A 16,781-nucleotide genomic window follows, 5' to 3' on the forward strand; every position below is an offset into this window, starting at 1 on the left:
CCTAAACCCGGCTACGCGCCGGCCAGCATCATGCGGCCTTCACCGGATGGATACGAGAAGTCGTGCTTGTTGTGGGTCACGAAGGCGAGGTGCTCCTCGTCGTCCTTGCCAATCAGCATGTCGTGGTAGATTTCCAACAACACCGCATCCGCGATGCTGTTCTTGTTTTTGTGAAACGGGCAGACCTTATCGATTGCGCGTTGCGCCGCCCTTATTTTCACGTCGTCCGAAGTCTGAACGATTGCTCCGTTGGCCAGCAGCTTCTCAATGCGATCGATGTTGAGATTGGCATATTCTCCCTGTTTGCCAATGCGGTAATCCATATCGCCTAACCGCTGAAGCAAGGTGTCACGGCCTTCCACTTCTCCATGTTCGCGGATTGCATCACTGACCCGCTTGAAAACCGCGCTGATGCCTTGGCTGGTCTCCTTGACGATGCGCCCCTTGTTCCGTTTGAACTCGTCCAGCGTCTGTTGAGGCACGACTAGTTCGACCCTGCCATCGCGGATGAGGTCGATGAGCACGTCTAGTGTCTTGAGGTGGCGATAGTCCCTGGCAATGTCGAGCCAGACGCAGGTGTCGATCAGAATTCTCAGCATGATGCCTCCCAAACTGGCTGTCACGTTAGGCGCAACAATTGCCACGAAAAATAGGATTTTAGCCTGGCTAAGACAGTCTCGCGGAACAGGCTTCTGGGATACGCGGCATTGGCGTCTGCTATCAGCGAAGGGTATCGATCTGCCGGAAAAGGCGCTCGCCTATCTCCACCACCGTGGCTATGTCGCAGATGAGCTGGGCATGAAAGCGCACCGGCTGCGCGGCTTCGCCATAGGAATGCATTATCTGCGGTTCGAAGGAGCCAAGCCGGTCTTGCACGCCTCCTAGTTCATCGAAACGGATCCAGTCGCCTTCTGCAGCGGCTGCGCTGCGTTGAGCTTCGATAGCAGCGAAGTCGTGTTGGTCGGTGCTCCCAAGTTGCCGTGGCGGAATATATAGTGGAATGCGGTGTGCAAGCGCATGCCTATAGTTCTCAAGATAAGAAAACCATTGTTGATGCTCTGCAAGGTAGGCCTGAAGGTCCGCGGGTAAAGAATTCCAGACAATCTCATTTTCCGGCCTTAGTCCAATCCGCTTCGGGGCGAGCGAGCGCTTGTGCTTGTCTCTGACATCGCACTCGGCGCACCAGATGTGTGCCAAGTTTTCGATCGCGCCGTACACGTTAATTACGAAAGTCTGAATGAATGCCGTAGAGTCCATGAGCGATACGCGTGATGGGTATGCTTCGTCCGGTGGGATGGATTCGAAAACACGGTCAATGCAGTGATCGAGCATGTTGAGACGTCTGCTCAGGCCATGCAAGCCGAACTCTCTGGCACGTTGACTGCTATACGGGCGGGTAATGGTAGTCGCAGTCAGATCGCGACACCGATCCGTCCATTCCAAGCGCTCGGCAAAAAGCTGGTCAATCTCATCCGGAGTGTAGGGCACGGGATCCTTTCGCTGACTATCGAGATTAGGCGCCGAAAAGGCTGCGGTACGAAGGCCTTCTTACGGTTGATTAGTTTCGGGGGCTGGTCTGATTTATAGTCCATGCTACCCAAGGCGGATGCGGATTACCGATTACCACGCCCGACTTTTTTCGTACCAGGTGACCCGCCAGGCGCCCTCCGGTGCTGAGGATAATCTATCGATGTCGTTGTTCGACGCATCGGTCGACCTCAACCCGCACCAAATCGAAGCCGCAACCTTTGCACTGCAATCGCCTTTGTCTCAGGGTGTCATTCTTGCTGATGAGGTAGGTTTAGGCAAAACCATCGAGGCGGGGATCGTTCTCTGCCAGAAGTGGGCGGAGCGCAAGCGACGCCTGATCATCGTCTGCCCCGCCGCCATTCGCCAGCAATGGGCGAATGAGCTTCAAGAGAAGTTCAACCTCCCAGCGTTCGTTCTGGACGCAAAAACCTACCGCGAGCTTCGCCGGGAAGGTCATGCTTGGCCTCTTGAGCAGAAGGCTGTGCTGATCACGTCCTATCATTACGCGGCGAGGCTGCAGGACGAGGTACGTGCGATCGCATGGGACCTCGTGGTGATCGACGAGGCACACAAATTGCGGAACGCCTACAGGCAGAGCAATCGGCTTGGGCAGGCTATCCGGTGGGCAACCGAAGGTCGCAAGAAGCTTCTGCTGACGGCCACTCCGCTGCAGAACAGCTTGCTTGAACTTTATGGCCTGTCGACGTTGATCGATGAGGAACTGTTTGGCGACCAATATGCCTTTCGCGCGAAGTACATGAACGCGGGCGGCAGCATCGCGGAACTGCGTGGCCGCCTGACCGAATTCTGCAAGCGAACCTTGCGCCGACAGGTCATGGAGTACGTTCGCTACACGGCAAGGCATGCCCTGACCCAGCCATTCTATCCCACTGATGCCGAGCAGGAGCTCTACGATCTGGTCACGAAATTCCTTGAGGAAGAGGGGACGTATTCGGTGCCGGATCGGCAAAGGCATCTCACGGTGCTGGTGATGCGAAAGTTGCTCGCGTCATCGTCGGTCGCAATTGCCGGGACCCTCTCGACCATGAAATCTCGGCTCGAGGACCTCCGCAAAAGCGAGTCCGATTCAGGCAGCGACCTGATCGAGGCCCTTCTCGAAGATGAGGAGTTCGAGCCTGAGTTGCTCGAGGAATGGGAAGCGGAGAGCGACCGGGAAGATCAAGAGATGGTCATCCAACCGATCAAGTTGCGCAAGGAAACCGAGGAGATTGCCGCTCTGGTTGACCGGGCGAAGGCGATCCAAACCGACAGCAAGACTTTTGCGCTCCAGAAGGCGTTGGAGATCGGGTTCGCCAAGCAGGCTGAAATGGGCGCCAAGCGCAAAGCGCTGATCTTCACCGAGTCTCGTCGGACCCAGGATTATCTCAAACGGTTCCTCGAAGAAAACGGCCACCGAGGGAAGGTCGTCAGCTTCAGCGGCACCAATGCTGGCGAGGACAATCAAGCGATCTACGAGCGCTGGATCGCCGAAAATGCCGATAGCGGCCGCTCCACCGGGTCTCGTGCGATCGACATGCGCAGCGCCTTGATTGACTATTTCCGCGACCATGCCGACATCATGATCGCTACCGAGGCGGCGGCCGAGGGCGTCAACCTCCAGTTCTGCTCGATGGTCATCAACTACGATCTACCTTGGAATCCGCAGCGGATCGAGCAGCGGATCGGACGTTGTCACCGCTATGGCCAGACCCACGACGTCATCGTCATAAACTTTCTCAACGAGCGCAACGCGGTTGATATGCGGGTGCATGAATTGCTCCGCGACAAGTTCAAGCTGTTCGATGGCGTGTTCGGCGCGTCGGACGAGGTGCTCGGCGCGATCGAGTCAGGTGTCGATTTTGAGCGCCGGATCCTGGCGATCTACGAGAAGTGCCGGACCGAGGACGAGATCAAGTCGGCCTTTGATGCCTTGCAGGCCGAGCTTGAGGAGCAAATCGCGTCCCGCATGGACGAAACCCGCGCCACGCTGCTGGAGCATTTTGATGAAGATGTTCACGCCCGGCTGAGGCTGCGTCTGAACGAGACCAAGGCCCAGCTTGACCGGATCAGCAGCAAATTCTGGGACGTCACTCGCCATATCCTCGACGCGGCAGCGCAGTTCGACCCAGCCAGCCTGACCTTCGATTTGCGCCAGCCACCAGCACCCGAAATCCCCCGAGGCCGATACCACCTGATTTCCAAGCTGCGCGAAGACGGTTTGGAGGCGAACTCCCACGGGAACTTCTTGTACCGGCTCTCCCATCCGTTGGGTGAGCATGTGCTCGATGCGGCGAAGGCGCTTCCAACACCCACCGCCGAACTGCACTTCGACGTCAGCGGTCATCCGGTTCGCAATGCGGTTATGGAGGAATTGCGGGGGAGCAGCGGGTGGCTGACCCTGCGTCGGCTGACCATTTCTGCCTTCGAGGACGAGGAACATCTCCTCCTCTCGGGCATGGACGATGATGGGCGCTCGCTCGAGGCCGAGGTCTGCGACAAGATGTTTTCCATCGGCGCGACCGTGGTGCGTCCGATCTCGGTGCCGGATGGCATCGCCGCCCGGCTTCAGGCTGGCGCAGACCGCCTTGAAAAAGCCACGCTCAATCAGGCTGCCGAGGCTAGCGGCAAGCATTTTGCACACGCGCGCGAAAAGTTGGAGCAGTGGGCAGAAGACAAGATCTTCGCAGCCGAACGGGCGCTCAAGGATACCAAGGAGCAAATCAAGGCGATGCGGCGCCAGGCCCGCAATGCCGCCACGGTCGAGGAGGAGCACGAGGCGCAGAGGAAGCTGCAGGAATTGGAACGGAAGCAGCGCAAGCAGCGGCAGGAAATCTTTGACGTTGAAGACGAAATTTCCGAACGTCGGGACAGCATGATCGATGCGCTGCAAAGGCGTATGGCTCAGCGCACGCAGTCCGCAACGCTTTTCACCATCCGTTGGTCTGTTGTCTGAGAGTCCTCGTCCTATGCCAACCAAACCGTTAGACCTTGGGTGGTATCCGCGAGATCCGAATTATCGCAAGGCCTATGAGGACGCCATGCGCGCAGCTCTGCAACACTTTGCGAGACATGGTGACGTGACGCAGGTTCAACAACTGCTCGAGCTCGTGACGGACAGGGAAGTCCGGTTCGTCATTGCACGACGTGTCGCTACGCAGTTCCCAATCCGGGTAAATCAAAGCGGAAAGCTCTCGCGCGATAAGGATCGCTCGCCAGATTTTGATTGGTCTGCGATCGAGACTGCCAGCTTCTGGCCCCGGCGGATTCAAAGTGAGGCCGGGCACATATCCATTCGGAATGAAGAATTCTCGCTCTCAGAACTGATTGACGAAGTGATTGATGTGCTTGTGCTTCACCGTCATACCATACCGGACGGCGACCTCGAACGGTTGCAGAATGCGGTCGACACTGTAGCTAAGCGTCGACGACCAAGGGCACCGTCCGAGCCAGGGCTGCCAGCGTCCCCCAAGGAGCGAATGTGAGCAAATTCGACGAACTCGTCACCAAGCTGCGCGAGATTTTCCAGATTGACCGGCCGGAGCTGGATTTCGGCGTCTACCGCATCCTCAATGCCCGCGCGGACGAGATCAACGAATACCTGACCAAGCGGCTGCGGGAGCAGGTGGAGGCGGCGCTGGCCACAGGCTCTGCGGCCAACATGGAAGCGCAGCAGCGCGAACTCGATGAAACGATCAAGGCCCTGACCTCTGCCGGCGTCGACCCAGAGTCTGCACCCAAGGTCAAGGAACTGCGCGCGGCGATTGCAAACGCCTCATCCGGCGCATCCGATCACGAGAACGCCGTCTTCTCGCACCTGCTGGCGTTCTTCTCGCGCTACTACGACAAGGGCGATTTCATCAGCCAGCGCCGGTACAAGGGGGACACCTATGCCATCCCCTATGCTGGGGAAGAGGTGGTGCTGCACTGGGCAAACAAGGACCAGTACTACACCAAGTCCGGCGAGGCGTTCAGCAATTACGGCTTTAAGCTGTCCGATGGGCGCGCTGTTCGGTTCCTTCTGATCGCTGCGGACACCGCCAAGGACAATCGTAAGGACAACGACAAGGACCGCCGCTTCGCGTTGGCCGAGGCGCGCACCGTCACCCGCGTCGATGATGAGGGCGAGCCTTACGAGGAAGAGATCGTCCCCATTGCCGAGGAAGACGGCGATCTCGTTATCCGGTTCGAATACCGGGCGTTCCCGGCCAAGACAAAGCAGGAAAGTTTGGTCGATGCCGCGGTGCAGGCCGTGCTGGCTGATGAGACGGTCAAGGCGAATTGGCTTGACCTGACCACCCGCGCGCCGACGGACAAGAACCCGCAGCGCACCGTTCTGGAAAAGCACCTGACGACCTATACCCAGAAGAACACGGCCGACTATTTCATCCACAAGGACCTCGGCACGTTCCTGCGCCGCGAGCTCGATTTCTACATCAAGAACGAGGTGATGAACCTCGACGATGTGCAGGACGCCAAGAGCTTCGCTGCGATCGAAGCCAACCTGCGGATGATCCAGTGCCTGCGCGCTATTGCACAGGATCTGATCACCTTCCTCGCCAGCATCGAGGATTTCCAGAAGAAGCTGTGGCTGAAGAAGAAGTTTGTCGTGGCCGCGCATTACTGCGTCACGCTCGATCGGGTGCCCGAGGCCCTCTATGATCGGATCGCAGCCAACCCCGCACAATGGGCGCAGTGGCACGATCTGGGCATGCGCGACAGCTCCGCACCCGGCACCGCTGCTGACCTTAATGCCCAGCCCTATCTGATGATGGATACGGCGCTGTTTGACGCTAATTTCCGCGCCGATCTGCTCAAGGCTATTCCCGATCTAGATGCCAGCGTGGATGGTCTGCTCGTCCATGGCGACAATTTCCAAGCTCTGCGACTGTTGGAAAATCGCTATCGATCATCTGCTACTGCGATCTATGTTGATCCGCCATATAATACCGATGCCGGACCGATTGCTTACAAGAATGAATTGCGCAATTCATCTTGGATGACGCTGATGTCATCACGGATCGACGCATCCAAGGGGCTTTTGGAGCCCGACGGTGTCTTTTGTATTACAATCGATGATTATCAAGTCCATGAGTTAGCTTACTTACTCGACCAAACGTTTGGACCTGACTTGCAGATCGGCAGCGTCATGATCCGCAATAATCCATCGGGTCGGTCGACGGTTTCAGGGATCTCTGTTTGCCACGAGTACGCACTTTTTTACGGCAACTCGGACGAAGCAAAGCTTGAGAGGCTGCCTCGGTCGGAGAAGCAACTTGACCGCTTTACAATCGAAGATGGGAAGCATGTTGATTGGCGCAATTTCCGAAAGGACGGGGGTGCCGTAACATATCGTGTGGCTAGGCCGAAGCAGTACTATCCGATCTATGTTGACGAAGCATCTTTAACTATTCGGATTCCGCAGCTGGAATGGCTCCCCGTCGAGCGCGAATGGAAAGTGCTAGACCTCCCGAAGGATGGGGAGGTCGAAGTTTTGCCTTTTGACGACAAAGGACGAGAACGGATCTGGAGCTTAAACCACACGTCCGCCCAGGAGAACATGGCGGATCTTGAAGCTCGCCGTGACCGGACTGGGCAGCTAGCGGTTTTCCGTCGTCATACACCCAATGAGGGTGTTCTCCCCAGATCCTGGTGGGACAAGAACACATATGCGGCTCGGGAGTATGGTAGCGCTACTCTTACAGCTATGTTTGGCGATTCTGCCGTCTTCTCATTCGCCAAGTCCCCTTTTGCCGTTGAGGATTGTTTGCGGGTCTCTGGCCTAACCGAACCCGACTCGCTGGTCATCGATTACTTTGCTGGGTCCGGAACAACTGGACACGCGACCATTTCCCTCAACCGTCATGATTCTGGAAGTCGTCGATACGTTCTTGTTGACCAAGGGGAATATTTCGATGGCGTGCTAAAGCCGAGAATTCAGAAGGCCGTTTACTCTTCGGATTGGAAGGCTGGCCAACCCACGACCAATGCTGGGATCAGCCACGCCTTCAAGGTGTTAAAGATCGAAAGCTACGAGGACGCCCTTAACAACCTGACGCTAAGGCGTGACCCCGGACAGCAAGGCCTGCTCGAACGGATGGGGCCGGGTGCGCGCGATGAATATGTGATGCGCTACATGCTCGATGTGGAAGCCCGTGCATCGCTGCTCTCGGTCGAGGATTTCGCCAAGCCGTTCGACTACGAACTGGACATCGCGGTCGACAGCGCCGGTGCGACCCGGCGCACCAAGGTCGACCTGGTGGAGACGTTCAATTACCTGATCGGGCTCACGGTCAAGACGATCGACATCCAGCTCGCGCGCGGCTTCGCCACGGTTGAAGGCACGCTGCCTGATGGCAAGCGCACCCTTATCCTGTGGCGCGATTGCGAGAAGGTCGATTACGATGGGCTGACCAAGCTGTGCGGGCGCCTCGCCATCAACCCGGGCGACAAAGAGTATGACGTGGTCTACGTCAACGGCGATCACAACCTACCCACGAAGCTGCAGGCCAGTGAGGCCGATGGCGGCGCGGAGAAGGAACTGAACATTCGGCAGATCGAGCCGGAGTTCCTTGCCCGCATGTTCGATGTGGCGGATGCCTGATGGCGCGCACACCGCAAAGACGTCGCAGCTTCCATCAGGAGCTGGTGCTCAATCGCTGGATGCTCTCCCACTTCCGGGGGAAGAGCCTCGCTGTTCTCAAGGAGCGCCTGGGCGCCGACCGGCACGAGGGGCTGGACGATGATGGGCAGACGCGGTTCTTCCACGAACTGGTGCGTGACCTGTTCGAGTACGACCGCATCAGCAATGCCGAGCTGCGCCGCTATGACCTGAATATCGTCGGGCACTGGAAGGCTATCACCGAAAAGCGAAACGTCGCCGAGGGCGCGGTGCTGACGATGAAGTACTTTCAGTACCTCAGCCTGCTGTTCAGCGAGATCTACCTCGACTGGTATTTCAACCGTCGGCAGGATCTTCTCAATGGCTTGAACGACGAGCTGAAGGCTTACCTGGTGGAAGAGGGGGCCGAACCATTCCGCCCCTACACCGCAGACGACCTCAACAAGATCGCCTATTGGAGCGCGACCGGCAGCGGCAAGACGCTGCTGCTCCACGTCAATATCCGTCAGTATCTGCACTATTACCGTGGCGGGAATGCGGGCGTCGGCTCGGGCGCTTATCCCGACAAGATCATCATCCTCACCCCAAATGAGGGCCTGTCCCGCCAGCACCTTGAGGAGCTGTCGCTCTCCGGCTTCTCGTTCCACCGCCTGTTCGACAAGAACCGCGCGCCGGACTTCCCCGGCACGATCGAGGTGATCGACGTCAACAAGCTCGGGGACGAGGGCGGCGACAAAACGGTCGCCGTGGACGCCTTCGAGGGCGACAATCTCGTGCTGGTCGATGAAGGCCATCGCGGCACCAGCAGCGGCGCAGGCGCGTGGCTCGCCCGCCGCGAGAAGCTGGTCAGCAAGGGCTTCGCCTTCGAATACAGCGCAACATTCTCGCAGGCCGTCGGCAAGGGCATGACAGTCGAGAAGGCCGAGGAGGAGTTGCTGAAAAAGAAGGCCAAACGGATCTTCCCGGATCGCCAATGGCGCACCCTCACAGGCGACGAAAAGGCGCAGCTGAGCCTCAGCCTTGCCGAGCAGAAGCGGGCGCGCAGCGATGCCGTGAAGGAAACCTACGCCAAGGCGATCCTGTTCGACTACAGCTACAAGTTCTTCTACGCCGATGGCTACGGCAAGGAGCACCTGATCCTCAACCTGGCGGATGACCGCGATGAGGATACCCGCGCGCTTTACTTCACGGCGTGCCTGCTAGCGTTCTACCAGCAGCTCTACCTGTGGGAGACGAAGCGGCCGATCATGGCCGATTTCAACATCGAGCGGCCGCTCTGGGTGTTTGTCGGCCATACCGTCGCCGGGGAAGAGAGCGACCTGATGGCGGTGCTCGGCTTCCTCGCCGGGTTTTTGAACAATGACGAACGCGCCAAAGGCTGGATCGCAGAGCTGATTGCCGACCGCGCCCAATTGCTCGATACCAAGGGGCGCAGCATCTTCGCCGGGCGCTTCACGCCACTTCTCGGGCAAGATGCCGATGCCGTTTACGCCGACATTCTGCGCCGCGTCTTCAATGCGGAATCACGCCAGCGCCTGAAGCTCATCAACCTCAAGAGCAGCAAGGGCGAACTGGCGCTGCGTGTCGGCAGCTCAGAGCCATTCGGCCTGATCAACATCGGTGATGATAGCGGCTTCTTCAAAACCGCAGACGAGGCCGAGACCGGTTTCGACACCGAAAGCCACGACTTCGCAGGCAGCCTGTTTCATCAGATCAACCTGCCTGAAAGCCGCATGTCGATGCTGGTCGGCTCACGCAAATTCACCGAGGGGTGGTCGAGCTGGCGGGTGTCCACCATGGGCCTGCTCAATATGGGGCGGGGCGAGGGCTCCCAGATCATCCAGCTCTTCGGCCGCGGCGTCCGACTGAAGGGGCGTGACATGTCGCTGAAACGCTCACTGCCGACCGAACGGCCGAAGGGAAGCTACCTGGAAAAGCTGGAGGCGCTCAACATTTTCGGGGTGCGGGCCGACTACATGGCCACCTTCCGCGAATACCTTATCGAGGAAGGAATCACGCCTAGCGACGAGATCATCACGCTGGATTTTCCGACCCGCAGCAACCTGCCGACTGGCAGGCGCCTGAAAACGCTCAAACTGCGCGATGGCTACAAGGACAATCAGGCCAAGGGGTTCAAGCGAGTCCATTTCCCATGGCTCTACGAGGTGCCTGCGGAATTCGAAGGCAAGATCAAGCCGCCGCATGTCACGCTGGACCTCTACCCACGCGTTGAGGCTATGGCCTCAGATGGCAAGGGGCAGGCGGATGACGGTAATGCCCGCAATGCCGGCAAGATCGACCGTGCCATCATGTCCATGTTCGATTGGGACCGCCTTTTCCTGTCGCTGCAGCAGTACAAGCTGCAGAAGAGCTGGAGCAATCTCCGCCTCGAAAAGGCCCGGCTTCGCCAATTCTGCGAGAGCCGCGACGACTGGTACACGTTGTTCATGCCAGCGAGTGAGCTGACATTCTCGGGGTTCACGACGATCTTGAAGCTCCAGGACGTCCTGCTTCAGCTGCTTTGCGACTACACTGATCGTTTCTATCAGGGCCTGAAAGCGGCCTACGAGGGTCAGTATTTCGACCTCGACGAGGTGACCGAAGAGCATGGCTCGATGCTCAAGCTATACCAGTTCGAGATCGAGAACAGTGACGCGGGCGAAACCTACCTCAACCGTTTGAAGGCCCTGCAGGAGATTGTTGCGGCCGGGAACATCGGCGAAGCCAGCAAGTGGCATGCGGCCAACATGGTCGCGATCAGCTTCGACCGTCACCTGTTTTACCCGCTGCTCTGCCCGGTAAAGGATGGCTCCCTCCCGTTGAAGATGCGGCCGCTAGGCCTAGGCGCGGAAAGTGAAGTCAGGTTCGTGAAGGACCTTATGGCCTTTTACGAATCCGATGCGGGGAGGGTGGCCATCGGGAAGCGGAGTATGTACCTGCTCCGCAATGCCGACACCAAAGCAAAGGGTCTTGGCTTCGCCCTTGCGGGCAACTTCTACCCCGACTTCTTGCTGTGGCTGGTCGATGATGAAACGGGCCATCAGAGCCTGAGTTTTCTTGATCCCAAAGGTATCCGTAACCTCGATCTTGACGACCCCAAGTTTGGCCTCTTCCAGGAGGTCAAGAAGCTCCAGCGAGAGATTGGCGACGGCTCGCTCAGCTTGGACGCATTCATCCTGTCCGAAACTGATTTTGGGGATCTGCTCAACTCGCGACGGCTGAACCGTGCGGACCTCGAGGTTAGGAATGTCCTCTTTATGGAGAAGAACAACAGCGACTACATCGACCAGCTATTCAGGGCCATCACTGCGTCCCGGTAGGGGATTGAACGCACCCATTTCGCCCTGAGCCAATTGGGCGCGGCCCGGCTGCAAGTCCAAACTTGGGACATTCCCGATTCTGCCAGATGGCAAGCTGAACGGCAGATTCTTCCAAGAGCCGACTGCAGCTGAGGATGGTCTGATCTTTGGCCATGTTTGACAGTCCCAAAGGTCAGACGTCAGGAGCGGAAGAAATTCTGAGCCAGCAAGACAGTCCCATTCGTGCGGTGTGTGGCTATCCAAACGCATCGACGATGCTGGCTCCAGCCCAATTCCTCTGCCGGAGGGATCCCGCTTTTCATCGGCGTATCCTGGTCGCATAACCTGACCATCCATGGTGCGGACCAGACATAATTAGGAGACAATGAAATTGGTTGACCTTGCCGACGTTCAAACCGCGATCAGCGCTAAGCGGCTTGGCTGGGAAGCCGGGGACACGCCAATCTCCGCGGTCGCGGCGACGCCCGGCCAGTTCGGTCTACGGCCGGCGAACCTGGAAGCCCAAGCCCTGAAGGTCGCTACAGTTACGCCTGATGCGTTTCGGGCCAAGCGGCCGGTCAAGATAGACTGGCGCGAGCTCGGCCGCGTTTCGCCCGTGAAGTTCCAAGGGCTGTGTGGGGCATGTGTTGCGTTCGCCACTTGCGCAGCCATGGAGAGCGCGCTGGCGATTGCTGAGGACAACGCCGTGACCCTCGACCTGTCGGAAGCCGACCTTTTCTTCTGCGGCTGTGGAGATTGCTGCGAGAGCGGATGGGACTTCGTCCCTGCGATTGAGCGTGCCGCGGAGGGGGTCGGCCTCGAGGTCGACCTTCCTTATGCGGTCGATGCTAAATGCACAGCGATCCCTGCAGCGATCCGGATCTCGAACTGGCAGACGGCCTTGAGCGCCGAAGATCGCCGTTACGCCGTTGCGCGCGGACCGGTGATCGCGGGAATGCGGGTCTATGATGATTTTCGCTACTACACGGGCGGCATATATGAACACGCGACCGGCGACGAGGTCGGTCTCCATGCTGTCTGCATCATCGGCTATGATGACGAATCTTCGTGTTGGATCGGCAAGAACAGCTGGTCCGAAGCTTGGGGCGAAAATGGACTGTTCCGCATTGCATACGGACAATGCGGCCTTGACCAAGAATTCCCGTTCATCGGGATCGAGGTCGAGAGAGTGTGAGGACAAGCGGCCCATGATGCGGGATGTCCCCAAAGGCACATCGGCGGTCGATGCCGAGATCGGGCGAACGCTGGAGCTTGCCCTCCCCGGCGTGGGCACGACCGGGTATCGATGGGAAGCGCGACCTGCACACGGGGTTGAAGTTAAGCGGCTTCCGGCGCGGCCGGCGGCGGCATTCGGCGGTACCGCACCCGACATCTTTCAGGTGACACCGCGGCGCGCAGGCGACATAAGCATACAGTTGGAATTACGCGCGCCTTGGCAGCCTGAATCTGCCGAGACCCGAGTGGTCACACTCAGAATTCGATAGTTTCTTCAACGGTTGGTGCCGTCGGTGGCAGCGACAGGATGGGTGAGTCAGGAAGTACGAAAATGATTCGGTCTTGCGCAAAAGACTTGGAGCTCTTTGAAGCTTCATGCATAGAGTGTAGCAGAGCTTTTTGGCTGCCGCGTCAGGGGGTTTAGTGGCCAGCGCCGCCCAGATCATTTCACTTGTCCGCAGCCACACGCGGGGGGACAGCAGTCGTTTCGAGCAGGTGGCGCTGCAGCTGGCTTCCGACGCAGCCAAGCGGGGCCATAGCAAGGTAGCGGAGGAGCTCCGCGCGCTTGTCGAAGAGGCGCGCAATCAGTCGGCATCGATCGAGCGCACGCGCGACCCCATTCCAATGGTGCGCCCGCGCGGTGAACTGGCCGGGATCCTGACGGCGAGCTTCCCGAGCATCCGGCTGTCTTCTCTGGTCCTGCCGGAACGGCTCGACGAGGCTCTGATGCGGATCGTCAAGGAGCAGCGCCAGCGCGAGAAACTCGAGGACCACGGCCTCAATCCGCGGCGCAAATTGCTGCTCAGCGGGCCGCCTGGCACAGGCAAGACGAGCACCGCCGCAGCGCTTGCCGGCGAGCTGTCGCTTCCTTTGTTCACGATCGAACTTGACGGCATCATCACTAAATTCATGGGCGAAAGCGCAGCCAAGCTCCGCCTAGTATTCGAATCCATCGCTAACAATCGCGGCGTCTATCTGTTTGATGAGCTCGATGCGCTCGGCGCCGAACGCTCGGCACCTAACGATGTCGGCGAAGCCCGGCGGATTTCTACGGCCTTCCTCAAATTCCTTGAGGAAGATCGCAGCACTAGTCTGATCCTGGCCGCGACCAATCACGCTAAGTTGCTGGACAAGGCCCTGTTTCGCAGGTTCGACGCGATCTTCAGTTACGAGCTACCCGACGAAGTTCAGGCACGGGCGGTGATCGAGAATAATCTGACAACCTTCAATCTGAAGGGGCTCGATTGGGATCGGTTGATTGCGGAAACCAAGGGCATGTCGCATTGCGACATCGCCCGAGGTGCGGCCGATGCAGCACGGATCGCAGTGCTCGACCATGACGGCGGTTTGGACTCTGACCTGCTTGTCGGCGCGCTCTCCGAGCGCCGGCAGGGTCATTCGATCTAGCCGAGGATTCTTGTAGCCGGCATGGCGGAGCATCCGCATCTCTTTGTTGGACGTAAGGGCCGCGGCATTCCATTCCGCGGTGTGTCGCCCGTTGTGCGCACTGTCCGGGTCCAGCGCGGTGACCGCAAAGCGCACGCTGAGGCGTTGGTCGCCGCGGTCGAAGCGGCCGTCGCACGGAATGCGCAGCGGATCGCCGAGCAGGTACTGCTGCCGGAAGCGGAGCGCGGCTTCTATCTGAGTTTCGAAGCGCCAAGCGCGACGCCGATGCCGCTCAAGTTTTTCGAATCGTCCCGTCGGGGTATCGATCTGCTGTCGGTCGAGGTGAACGACGGCAAGCAGACCGCCAATGTGTTCATGCGCGCGGCCAAGGCCGATCGCTTCAAGCGGGCTACTGAAGCCTATGCGGAAAGCGAGCCGGGCGTGGGCGCCCGGCCGAGCAACGAGGAGTTCTTCGACCGGGTCGAGCGGATCCGGTTGGCTACCTTGCGTGACCTCTGGACCGATCAGGACGATCTGCCGGCAATCGACGAGATGTTTGCCTGGGAGCTTTGGCTGCGACCGGGGACAGAGGACTGGATACGCGACACAGCGCCGGAGCTCGACATCGGAATCGAACGTGGCCACCTGGTGTTTCCCGAGGCGGTCGTGGTGCGCGCCCACTGCACGCGTCGGCAACTGCGTGAGTTGATCCGCAAGGTCCCGGTTGTCGCGGAATTGCGCGCGGCATCCTCGTTCATGGCGCAACTGCTCGAGCTTTCGCCAGGCCAGCAGGCGGCCGCGGCAAACCGTCTGCTGGAACGCATTGTCGAACCGGACGCAGATGCGCCGCGGGTCTGCGTGCTCGACAGCGGCGTGCGCCGCGCCCATCCCCTCTTGGCACCGTTTCTCGAGTCTGACCGTTGCCTGACTATCAATGCGGCATGGAATGCCACCGATCACCACGGTCATGGCACTGGCATGGCCGGCGTCGCATTGTATGGAAATCTTGCTCCTCTCCTGGCGGGGGTTGACCCCGTACTGGTCACGCATCGACTGGAGTCCGTGACGGTACTGCCGCCTGGCGTCCCCGGCGTTGCACAGCCCTTGCCGGGCACGTCGGTGCGTGAGGCGGTGCGGCTTATTGAGCGGACGGCCAAGGCCGACCGGATCTATTCCCTGTCGATGAGCGTCCCGCGCGAACGATCGGACGGCCGACCTTCGAGCCTGTCGACGACGATCGACCAGCTTGCCTTCGGGCGGCCGGGTAAGCAGCGATTGTTCTTCGTGCCCGCGGGCAACATCGACGAGCAGCCTTACGAGGTCGATGATCATATCGCGCTGAACGACGCGTCGCCGATGCGGTCGCCGGCGCAAGCGCTCAACGCGGTGACGGTGGGTGCCTGCACGCATTTGGTCGAAGATGACGAGCCGGCCGGCCATATTGCCGGCGAGGGTGATCTCTGTCCGACGTCACGTACGGGCCTCGCGTGGGTGCGTCCGACGCTGTGCAACAAGCCCGATATTGTCATGGAGGGCGGAAATCGGGTCACCGATGTCGATGGGATCGCGACGTTGCATGCGCCGCATTTGAGCATCGTAACCACCGCCCGCGATTTTGCCGCGCATCGATTCACCTGCACGGGCGAGACGAGCGCGGCGACCGCGGCGGCGAGTGGCCTCGCCGCCGCCATTCTGGCCGCCTACCCAGATGCGACGCCGCAGACGGTTCGCGCGCTGATGATTCACTCTGCACGTTGGACCCCGGCGATGCTCGCGCGTTTGCCGCGGCGACCGTCGCGGGGCGACTATGCGGAGTTGTTGCAGCGCTTTGGGTTCGGCAAGCCCGACCGTGAACGCGCCCTGCTCAGCCTCGATAATGCGTTGACGATGATCGTGCAGGACGAGATCCAAACTTATCGCCGCGGCGCCAGCGACCTGATCGCGCTCGGTGAGATGAAGTGGCATGACTTACCGTGGCCGCGCGAAGCGCTGGAAGAGCTCGGTCCCGAGGAAGTGCGCCTGCGGGTCACTCTGTCCTATTTCGTCGAGCCCAATCCGTCGCGTTCGACCCGTCAGCAAGCAAACCGCTATCCTTCGGTCAAGCTTCGTTTCTTCCTCAAGGGGATTGAAGACGAGACGCCCGAGCGGGCGATCGCCCGGGTCAATCGGCTTGCCCGCGATGATGATTATGAGCGCGACGATTTCGATGAGGATGATCGCTTCACGATCGGGCCGACCAACGCCCGGCGGGGTTCGCTTCATCATGACGTGTGGACGGGACCGGCATCGGATCTCTTGCTGAAAGACGGAATTGGGGTGATGCCAGCAAAAGGCTGGTGGGGCGATCGCAAGCGCGGTGAGCGCTGGTTGCGCAAGCTACCTTACTCGCTTGTTGTGTCTATCGAAACCAGCGAATCCGATGTCGACGCCCAGATCTATCAGGAGGTCGCGACCATCATCGAAAATGATGCGCAGATTGCAATCGAGAACCTGATCTAGCGGATATCGGTGCTGGCGCCGGGACTATTCACTGCTGTGTCGGCATGAACGGACATGTGCCTTTAAGGACTGTGGCGTTAACCTCAAGTGCCGGTCATTCGGTGTTTCTGCTTGGACGGTAAGGCAGAATTACAGGGGCAGCTTCAGCCCAACCAGAGTAAGCGTCCGGTGAAAACCGTGGCGTCATATGGCCGGTTTCGGGAAAACGGCCG

General features: G+C 59.3%; 10 protein-coding genes. 8 read left to right on the forward strand and 2 right to left on the reverse strand.

The window, feature by feature from the left end; translation table 11 throughout:
* Positions 1-11 precede the first annotated feature (11 nt).
* The gene (locus AX692_RS14435) at positions 12-599 is read right to left on the reverse strand and encodes a PIN domain-containing protein (RefSeq protein ID WP_073977735.1); all 588 of its coding nucleotides are present in this window, start codon (positions 597-599) and stop codon (positions 12-14) included.
* A gap of 121 nt (positions 600-720) precedes the next feature.
* Positions 721-1,488, reverse strand: coding sequence for a hypothetical protein (locus AX692_RS14440; RefSeq protein ID WP_155646328.1), 768 nt, complete (start codon positions 1,486-1,488; stop codon positions 721-723).
* Between the two features lie 202 nt (positions 1,489-1,690).
* Here AX692_RS14440 and AX692_RS14445 point away from each other — a divergent pair, with 202 nt between their 5' ends.
* The 8 genes from AX692_RS14445 (at position 1,691) to AX692_RS14475 (ending at position 16,569) form a co-directional block, all read left to right on the forward strand.
* Entirely contained in the window at positions 1,691-4,483 is a 2,793-nt protein-coding gene (locus AX692_RS14445) for an SNF2-related protein (RefSeq protein WP_196491802.1), read from the forward strand.
* A gap of 85 nt (positions 4,484-4,568) precedes the next feature.
* Positions 4,569-5,012 (forward strand): hypothetical protein, encoded by a 444-nt coding sequence (locus tag AX692_RS19760; RefSeq protein ID WP_155646329.1) that lies wholly within the window; start codon positions 4,569-4,571, stop codon positions 5,010-5,012.
* Positions 5,009-8,131 carry a site-specific DNA-methyltransferase gene (locus AX692_RS14455; RefSeq protein ID WP_073977739.1) on the forward strand — a complete coding sequence of 1,041 codons (3,123 nt, stop codon included), beginning with the start codon at positions 5,009-5,011 and terminating at the stop codon, positions 8,129-8,131. Before AX692_RS19760 ends, AX692_RS14455 begins: the two co-directional genes overlap by 4 nt.
* Positions 8,131-11,469, forward strand: coding sequence for a DEAD/DEAH box helicase family protein (locus AX692_RS14460; RefSeq protein ID WP_073977740.1), 3,339 nt, complete (start codon positions 8,131-8,133; stop codon positions 11,467-11,469). Before AX692_RS14455 ends, AX692_RS14460 begins: the two co-directional genes overlap by 1 nt.
* A 364-nt stretch (positions 11,470-11,833) precedes the next feature.
* A complete protein-coding gene (locus AX692_RS19170; protein ID WP_081095356.1) occupies positions 11,834-12,643 on the forward strand; it encodes a C1 family peptidase in 810 nt (269 codons plus the stop codon).
* A gap of 16 nt (positions 12,644-12,659) precedes the next feature.
* Positions 12,660-12,953, forward strand: coding sequence for a protease inhibitor I42 family protein (locus tag AX692_RS20815; RefSeq protein ID WP_419470596.1), 294 nt, complete (start codon positions 12,660-12,662; stop codon positions 12,951-12,953).
* 154 nt (positions 12,954-13,107) lie between these two features.
* Entirely contained in the window at positions 13,108-14,091 is a 984-nt protein-coding gene (locus AX692_RS14470; RefSeq protein WP_073977742.1) for an ATP-binding protein, read from the forward strand.
* Positions 14,092-14,112: 21 nt separating this feature from the next.
* Positions 14,113-16,569: a S8 family peptidase gene (locus tag AX692_RS14475; protein ID WP_081095358.1), complete on the forward strand. Its 2,457-nt coding sequence runs from the start codon at positions 14,113-14,115 to the stop codon at positions 16,567-16,569.
* Positions 16,570-16,781 lie beyond the last annotated feature (212 nt).

It is taken from the genome of Erythrobacter donghaensis, assembly GCF_001557325.1.
Classification (GTDB): domain Bacteria; phylum Pseudomonadota; class Alphaproteobacteria; order Sphingomonadales; family Sphingomonadaceae; genus Erythrobacter; species Erythrobacter donghaensis_B.

Excerpts from the sequence above, each read along its gene's own strand:
- AX692_RS14435 (WP_073977735.1), bottom strand. The coding sequence starts at position 599 with ATGCTGAGAATTCTGATCGACACCTGCGTCTGGCTCGACATTGCCAGG.
- AX692_RS14445 (WP_196491802.1), top strand. The coding sequence starts at position 1,691 with ATGTCGTTGTTCGACGCATCGGTCGACCTCAACCCGCACCAAATCGAA.
- AX692_RS19760 (WP_155646329.1), top strand. The coding sequence starts at position 4,569 with ATGCGCGCAGCTCTGCAACACTTTGCGAGACATGGTGACGTGACGCAG.
- AX692_RS14460 (WP_073977740.1), top strand. The coding sequence starts at position 8,131 with ATGGCGCGCACACCGCAAAGACGTCGCAGCTTCCATCAGGAGCTGGTG.
- AX692_RS19170 (WP_081095356.1), top strand. The coding sequence starts at position 11,834 with ATGAAATTGGTTGACCTTGCCGACGTTCAAACCGCGATCAGCGCTAAG.
- AX692_RS20815 (WP_419470596.1), top strand. The coding sequence starts at position 12,660 with ATGCGGGATGTCCCCAAAGGCACATCGGCGGTCGATGCCGAGATCGGG.
- AX692_RS14475 (WP_081095358.1), top strand. The coding sequence starts at position 14,113 with ATGGCGGAGCATCCGCATCTCTTTGTTGGACGTAAGGGCCGCGGCATT.